This window comes from Microcystis sp. LE19-10.1B, from assembly GCF_027530565.1.
In the GTDB taxonomy this organism is placed as follows: domain Bacteria; phylum Cyanobacteriota; class Cyanobacteriia; order Cyanobacteriales; family Microcystaceae; genus Microcystis; species Microcystis aeruginosa.
This window is the reverse complement of sequence record NZ_JAPZQM010000485.1, coordinates 1-6,205: the sequence shown is the minus strand read 5'-3', so window position 1 is coordinate 6,205 and position 6,205 is coordinate 1. Positions and strand designations below refer to the sequence as shown.

Annotated in this window: 5 protein-coding genes and 1 pseudogene; 4 read left to right on the top strand and 2 right to left on the bottom strand. The window is 50.7% G+C overall.

Going from position 1 to position 6,205, the window contains the following annotated elements:
- Positions 1-228 precede the first annotated feature (228 nt).
- Complete coding sequence (locus O9332_RS17460) at positions 229-717, bottom strand: hypothetical protein (protein ID WP_043999147.1); 489 nt, start codon at positions 715-717, stop codon at positions 229-231.
- 524 nt (positions 718-1,241) lie between these two features.
- Here O9332_RS17460 and cysK point away from each other — a divergent pair.
- The 4 genes from cysK to O9332_RS17440 all read left to right on the top strand — a co-directional run bounded on the left by cysK (position 1,242) and on the right by O9332_RS17440 (position 5,895).
- The gene (cysK, locus tag O9332_RS17455) at positions 1,242-2,222 is read left to right on the top strand and encodes a cysteine synthase A (protein WP_288026618.1); all 981 of its coding nucleotides are present in this window, start codon (positions 1,242-1,244) and stop codon (positions 2,220-2,222) included.
- Positions 2,219-3,178 (top strand): serine O-acetyltransferase EpsC, encoded by a 960-nt coding sequence (gene epsC, locus O9332_RS17450; protein WP_288026617.1) that lies wholly within the window; start codon positions 2,219-2,221, stop codon positions 3,176-3,178. Before cysK ends, epsC begins: the two co-directional genes overlap by 4 nt.
- A 76-nt stretch (positions 3,179-3,254) precedes the next feature.
- Positions 3,255-4,187: a family 2A encapsulin nanocompartment shell protein gene (locus O9332_RS17445; protein WP_002750434.1), complete on the top strand. Its 933-nt coding sequence runs from the start codon at positions 3,255-3,257 to the stop codon at positions 4,185-4,187.
- On the top strand, positions 4,153-5,895 hold the full coding sequence (locus O9332_RS17440) for a family 2A encapsulin nanocompartment cargo protein cysteine desulfurase (RefSeq protein WP_288026616.1): 1,743 nt from the start codon (positions 4,153-4,155) through the stop codon (positions 5,893-5,895). Before O9332_RS17445 ends, O9332_RS17440 begins: the two co-directional genes overlap by 35 nt.
- Before the next feature lie 143 nt (positions 5,896-6,038).
- Here O9332_RS17440 and O9332_RS17435 read toward each other — a convergent pair.
- A pseudogene (locus O9332_RS17435) lies at positions 6,039-6,205 on the bottom strand (IS701 family transposase); the annotation flags it as partial.

Sequence of the window (6,205 nt, the reverse complement as noted above, 5' to 3'; positions counted from 1 at the left end):
TTTGGCCGCAGGGCTTGCGGTGTCAGTCTGTAGAGCGACCATAAGACCAGAACAGAGTAAATCTGTTAAGGCAGGTGCGGAACCCCGCAAGGGAAAGAAGCAGAAACCCAAATCGTGAGGTTTGGGAATCGCCGTCCGTTTACGGCGGCGAGGATGTCAAGCTTGTTCCTTTTTTAGTTAAGTTAACTACCGGCGAGGCTCTTCTTGACTGTGTGTGATAATTTTTGATTATGGCATCGTGAAATGCTTATTGGGCAAGACTTTTAGGACTATTTTGCACAATAAACTATCACTATAGACATCGTTTCCACACAGAAACTGGAAAAACCCCGCCGAATCCATCCCAATTATAACGATTAGCACCATACCTACGACGAAACTGATCCCGGCAGTTTTATCTAGACACATCAATTTTCTGCTTTCAATTTCAGAACCTCCTAATATTTTTTCAATATGTGTAGAATTCTCGCCCAGAATATAAATGACTAAAACTACAGTAATCAGAAAGGCAAAAAGTGCAAGACCAAAAAGGATTATCTGTAAAGGGCTTGAAACTCCAACTGTTCTTAGCAAAGTAACCAACAATCCAATAGCTGTAACTGACAAACCTAATAACTGCTTATCACGTTCAAGCCTTGTAGTAAGCCATGCAGATATCATTGCACTGTAAAAGGCTTTTTCTTTTGCTTTGTAGTCTTCCTTGTCTGAACTCTCCATATCTTTAGGATTCAGGTAGAGGCGATTGAATGATCAATGCCTCGATATTAGCACCCAGGCCTCTCCGGTATCAATAACGGTTTTGATGACTTCTCTTTGCCCGATTGAGTTAGCAACTACCAGAGGGAGTGTGGCTTCGCGCCGCCAATTTACGACTCCGTATATCATACTAAATCCGGTTATTAAAAACTGATTATTTATTCTCCCCTTTGCATGAGTACCTCTTGCATGAGTGCCTCTCCTCATAACTAGCCTATGCTCAACGGATTTAGTCTCAAGTATAACTCCCAATCCAACTTGAAAAACCCGCTCCCTTATCTCCACTTCCCGCCCTCCTATACCTTGATTCTTCAACCTCAGCGATCGCCCACCCCCCTTGATTATAAAGATTTGTTTAGCTTGACCAGAGGTTGATAGTGCATAGGCTAGGATGAATTTTAAATGGATTCAAAATGAATTTAAAATGAATTCAAGATGAGCCAATCTGGTGAACTGTCGTATTTTGATCATGGAGTTGCCATTTTGTGAGTAAGAAATGGTTCGCAGATAACAGTTTGTCGATCGGGCGGACTCCTCTAGTGCGCCTTAATCGAGTCGTTGGCAACACTCACGCCACGGTTCTGGCCAAGATTGAAGGTCGCAATCCGGCCTATTCAGTCAAATGTCGTATTGGCGCGGCCATGATCTGGGATGCGGAAGAACGGGGATTATTGGGGCCGGGCAAAGAACTGGTGGAACCGACCAGTGGCAATACAGGCATTGCCCTAGCCTTTGTCGCCGCCGCTAAGGGGATTCCCCTGACCCTGACCATGCCTGAAACCATGAGCTTGGAGCGGCGCAAACTGTTGCTCGCCTATGGAGCCAATCTGGTGTTAACAGAAGGGACTAAGGGAATGACCGGAGCAGTGGCAAAGGCAGAAGAAATTGCCGCGTCTAATCCCGATCGCTATGTGTTGTTGCAACAGTTCCGCAATGCTGCCAATCCCCGCATCCACGAGGAAACCACCGGCCCTGAAATTTGGCAGGACACAGACGGGGCGATCGATATTCTCGTGTCGGGTGTGGGAACGGGCGGAACCATTACGGGAGTTTCGCGCTATGTCAAAAAGACCCGGGGAAAACCGATTTTATCGGTAGCAGTGGAGCCAGAAGCCAGCCCCATACTATCCCAAGCCCGGGCAGGTCAGCCCTTAAAGTCTGGCCCTCACAAAATTCAGGGCATTGGGGCGGGGTTTGTTCCCGAAGTTCTGGATTTATCCCTCGTGGATGGGATTGAAACCGTTTCCAACGAAGAGGCCATTCTTTATGCCCAACGGTTGGCCAAGGAAGAAGGGATTATCTCCGGCATTTCCTGCGGTGCCGCCGTCGCCGTCGCCGCTCGCTTGGCACAACAATCCGAACACCAAGGCAAAACCATTGTCGTGATTTTGCCGGATTCCGGAGAACGGTATTTGAGTTCCATCCTGTTCCAAGGGGTATTTAATGAGCAAGGGTTAGTGGCATGACGAGCGAGTATCCGAGCGTTTCCAGCGCTCTCTCCCAACCAACCTTGTCCTTGGATCTCGATGAGATTATCACTCAATTGTCCAAACCTCGTGGCGAGTCGTTCCACAGTTGGTCTCAATCACGAAGCCATTTCCCCTTGCCCTCCCGTGAGGCCTTATTTCGGATTGTCGATCGACTGCGTGCCGTTCTTTTTCCCTATCACTTTGGCAATCCCGATTTAGGCGAAACATCCAGCCGCTATTTTATCGGTCATACCCTCAATGAAGTCTTGCAACTGCTGCATCACCAAGTTTGTCGTGAACAGTGGTTGCTGGGGTCGCAGTTGCACTGGTCGTCAGACCAGATTGAGACGCACGCCCAAGGGACGGTACAAGCCTTTGCCACTCAATTACCCCATCTGAAAGCTCTACTGGAAACGGATATCACGGCGGCCTATCGAGGTGATCCGGCGGCGAGAAATTTAGATGAAGTGTTGTTTTGTTACCCCGGGGTAACGGCAATCACTTATCACCGCATTGCCCATGCCCTGTATCGGTTGGACTCTCCCTTGTTGGCGCGGATTGTTAGTGAAATTGGCCATTCCTTAACGGGGATTGACATTCACCCCGGCGCGTCGATTGGCAATAGTTTCTTTATCGATCATGGGACGGGGGTGGTGATTGGGGCAACCACGGTGATTGGCGACCGCGTGCGCCTTTACCAAGCGGTCACGCTCGGGGCGAAAAGCTTTCCCCGGGACGAATCGGGCAGTTTAATCAAAGGTCAACCCCGTCATCCGATTATTGAAGATGATGTGGTGATTTACTCAGGTGCAACGATTCTCGGTCGGGTAACTATCGGTCGGGGCGCCACCATTGGTGGAAATGTTTGGTTAACCCGCAGTGTGCCGCCGGGGGGTTTTGTCTCCCAGGCGCAACTACGACAGGAAATGTTTGATGACGGCTCTGGAATTTGAGGGGCTGTCCTGACTGTGAATGTTCGGCCATAACAGTCGCTTTGTTACTTTTTTTTGAATTGGAGGATTTAACTCAATGACCTATACCCAAGATCATGAATTGCAACTGGCTTTGGGAGATGCTGCCGCTCGGCAGTTAGCCAATGCCACGAAGACCGTTCCTCAGTTATTGACCATTTCACCCCGGTGGTTCGTTCGCCTCTTGCATTGGCTACCCGTTGAAGCGGGGATTTATCGTCTCAATAAAGTCAGGGATGCCTCCCGGGTTGAGGTGGCTTGCTCTGAACGAGATGAGCGGGAGCTGCCCGAAACCTTTGTGGATTACGAAGAGACCCCCCGGGAGTATTTCTTGAGTGCGGTGAATACGGTACTGGATGTTCACACTCGCGTGTCCGATCTCTACAGCAGTCCCCACGATCAGATCCATGAACAATTGCGCCTGACGATCGAAACCCTGAAGGAACGTCAAGAAAATGAGTTGATCAACAACCATGAGTACGGATTGCTCAACAATATTGTTGATTCCCAGAAAGTGCAACCTCGCAATGGTGCGCCCACGCCGGACGATTTGGATGAGTTGCTGGTGAAGGTGTGGAAGGAACCGGCATTTTTCCTCGCCCATCCTAAAGCGATCGCGGCCTTTGGCCGAGAAGCAACCCGACGGGGTGTACCCCCTGCCACGGTGTCATTATTCGGGTCTCAGTTTATTACCTGGCGGGGCGTGCCTTTGATTCCTTCCGATAAGTTGGCTGTGAATGAACAAGGCAAAACCAATATTTTGTTATTGCGGGTAGGAGAAAGCCGTCAAGGGGTGGTCGGTCTCTATCAGCCCAATTTACCCGGTCAACAGGGAGTTGGCTTGTCGGTGCGATTTATGGGGATTAGTCGCAAGGCGATCGCCTCTTACCTGGTCTCCCTCTACTGTTCGTTGGCAGTGTTGACCGACGATGCGGCGGCCGTACTGGAGAACGTTGATGTCAACCAATACCACATCTACGACTATGACTAACCCCGAACTGATCCCTGAAAAGGCGGGGGGGAATCTACCCTCTGTATCCCCGCCCACCACTGCCCCAACTGAGGTCGAGAACATTTCTCTTAACCCCTTATTTCAACCTGACCTTCTTGAGCATCTCGCCCAGACGATAATTCAAGAACTACAACGGCACGACCTTAAGGCCGAGGTGGCGAAGGGGTTGAGTACAGATCGGGATTATCTGGTGCCATCCGCCGCGGCGATTCCCCCAACCCTGGACTTGCCGGCTACCCCCGCAACCTCCCCAGCTGCTGTGGGCGAACGGCCCACAGTTCCCTTGGCTGTACCCTTAGCAACCCCCTCTTTCTACTTCATTGAGGAGTTAGAAACAAAAATCCCCGACCTTCCGGCGGTAGTGGCCAAGCCTGAACAGCTTGTTCCGGTCGCGGCGTTCTCGCGTAGCGAGCGCTTTGCGATCGATCCCCTTTTTGTCCCCCATGCCAGCGGGCGAAGCGTTCAAAGACCTAGCTTCTTTGATGTTCATACCATTCGCCTGGATTTTCCCATCCTGCAAGAACGGGTGAATGGCAAACCGCTGATCTGGTTCGACAATGCCGCAACAACTCAAAAGCCCCAAGCAGTCATCGATCGCCTCGTTCATTTCTACAGCCATGAAAATTCCAATGTGCATCGTGCCGCCCATGAATTAGCGGCTCGCTCCACAGATGCTTACGAAGCGGCCAGAGAAACGGTACGCCGTTTTCTCAATGCCTCATCTGCCAACGAAATCATTTTCGTGCGGGGGACAACGGAAGGCATTAATCTGGTGGCAAAAAGCTGGGGACAACAAACCCTACAAGCGGGGGATGAGATTGTCCTCACCCATCTAGAACACCATGCCAATATTGTGCCTTGGCAGCAACTAGCCGCCCAAACGGGAGCAAAGTTGCGGGTTGTCCCCGTGGATGACCACGGGCAGATTTTACTGGCAGAGTACCAACAATTACTCAACTCCCGCACAAAACTGGTGGCTTTTTCCCATGTTTCCAATGCCTTGGGAACCATTACTCCCGCCAAACAAATCATTGATTTAGCCCATCGGGTCGGAGCTAAAGTCTTGTTAGATGGCGCTCAATCGGTTTCCCACATTCCGATCGATGTTCAACAATTAGGGTGTGATTGGTTCGTCTTTTCCGGACATAAAGTCTTTGGTCCGACAGGGATCGGGGTACTTTATGGTCAAGAAGACCTGTTGAATGCCACGGTTCCCTGGCAAAGCGGCGGCAACATGATCGTGGATGTGACGTTTGAGCGCACCGTGTATCAGGCGGCTCCCACTCGCTTCGAGGCTGGAACGGGCAATATTGCCGATGCCGTTGGCTTAGGGACGGCCTTGGATTATGTTCAGCAGATTGGTTTGGCCACCATTGCCAATTACGAGCATGAACTTCTAGAGTACGCCACTGCGGGACTGACAACCATTCCGGGCCTGCGTTTGATTGGGACGGCAGCCGATAAGGCTGCCGTGCTTTCCTTTGTGCTGGAGGGATTTGATGTGGAAGTCATTGGACAGGCCCTGAACCGGGAAGGGATTGCCGTGCGGGCAGGCCATCACTGCGCTCAACCCATTCTGCGACGCTTTGGTCTCGAGGCAACGGTGCGCCCTTCCTTGGCTTTCTACAATACTAAGGCCGAGGTGGATGTGCTAGTGGCTGCGTTGGAACGTCTGCAACACGAATAAACTGACTGGAATAGGTGCGGCAGCTTGTACACCTATTCCAGTTCCCCCTGAACTGCCACATATTTAAAAAGTATAGGAGAGTGGGGAGCGGGTTTTTAAAGTTGGATTGGGAGTTAATCATCCTATTGGGACTTAAACAAATTTCAAGCCCAAACAAAGCCTAAACTGGCTTTGTAAGCGGCAAACACATCCCGATTCTCGGTCAGCCACTCAAAGAAACGGAAAGACATCGCTGTCCGAAAAGCTGCCAAGGCTTCCACAAAAGTGTTTAAAGGTCGATTCGCCCACTGCCTTTGCAATCCCCCAGTTA

Coding starts and splice junctions, on each gene's coding strand:
- epsC (WP_288026617.1), top strand. CDS start 2,219: ATGACGAGCGAGTATCCGAGCGTTTCCAGCGCTCTCTCCCAACCAACC.
- O9332_RS17445 (WP_002750434.1), top strand. CDS start 3,255: ATGACCTATACCCAAGATCATGAATTGCAACTGGCTTTGGGAGATGCT.
- O9332_RS17460 (WP_043999147.1), bottom strand. CDS start 717: ATGGAGAGTTCAGACAAGGAAGACTACAAAGCAAAAGAAAAAGCCTTT.
- O9332_RS17440 (WP_288026616.1), top strand. CDS start 4,153: ATGTCAACCAATACCACATCTACGACTATGACTAACCCCGAACTGATC.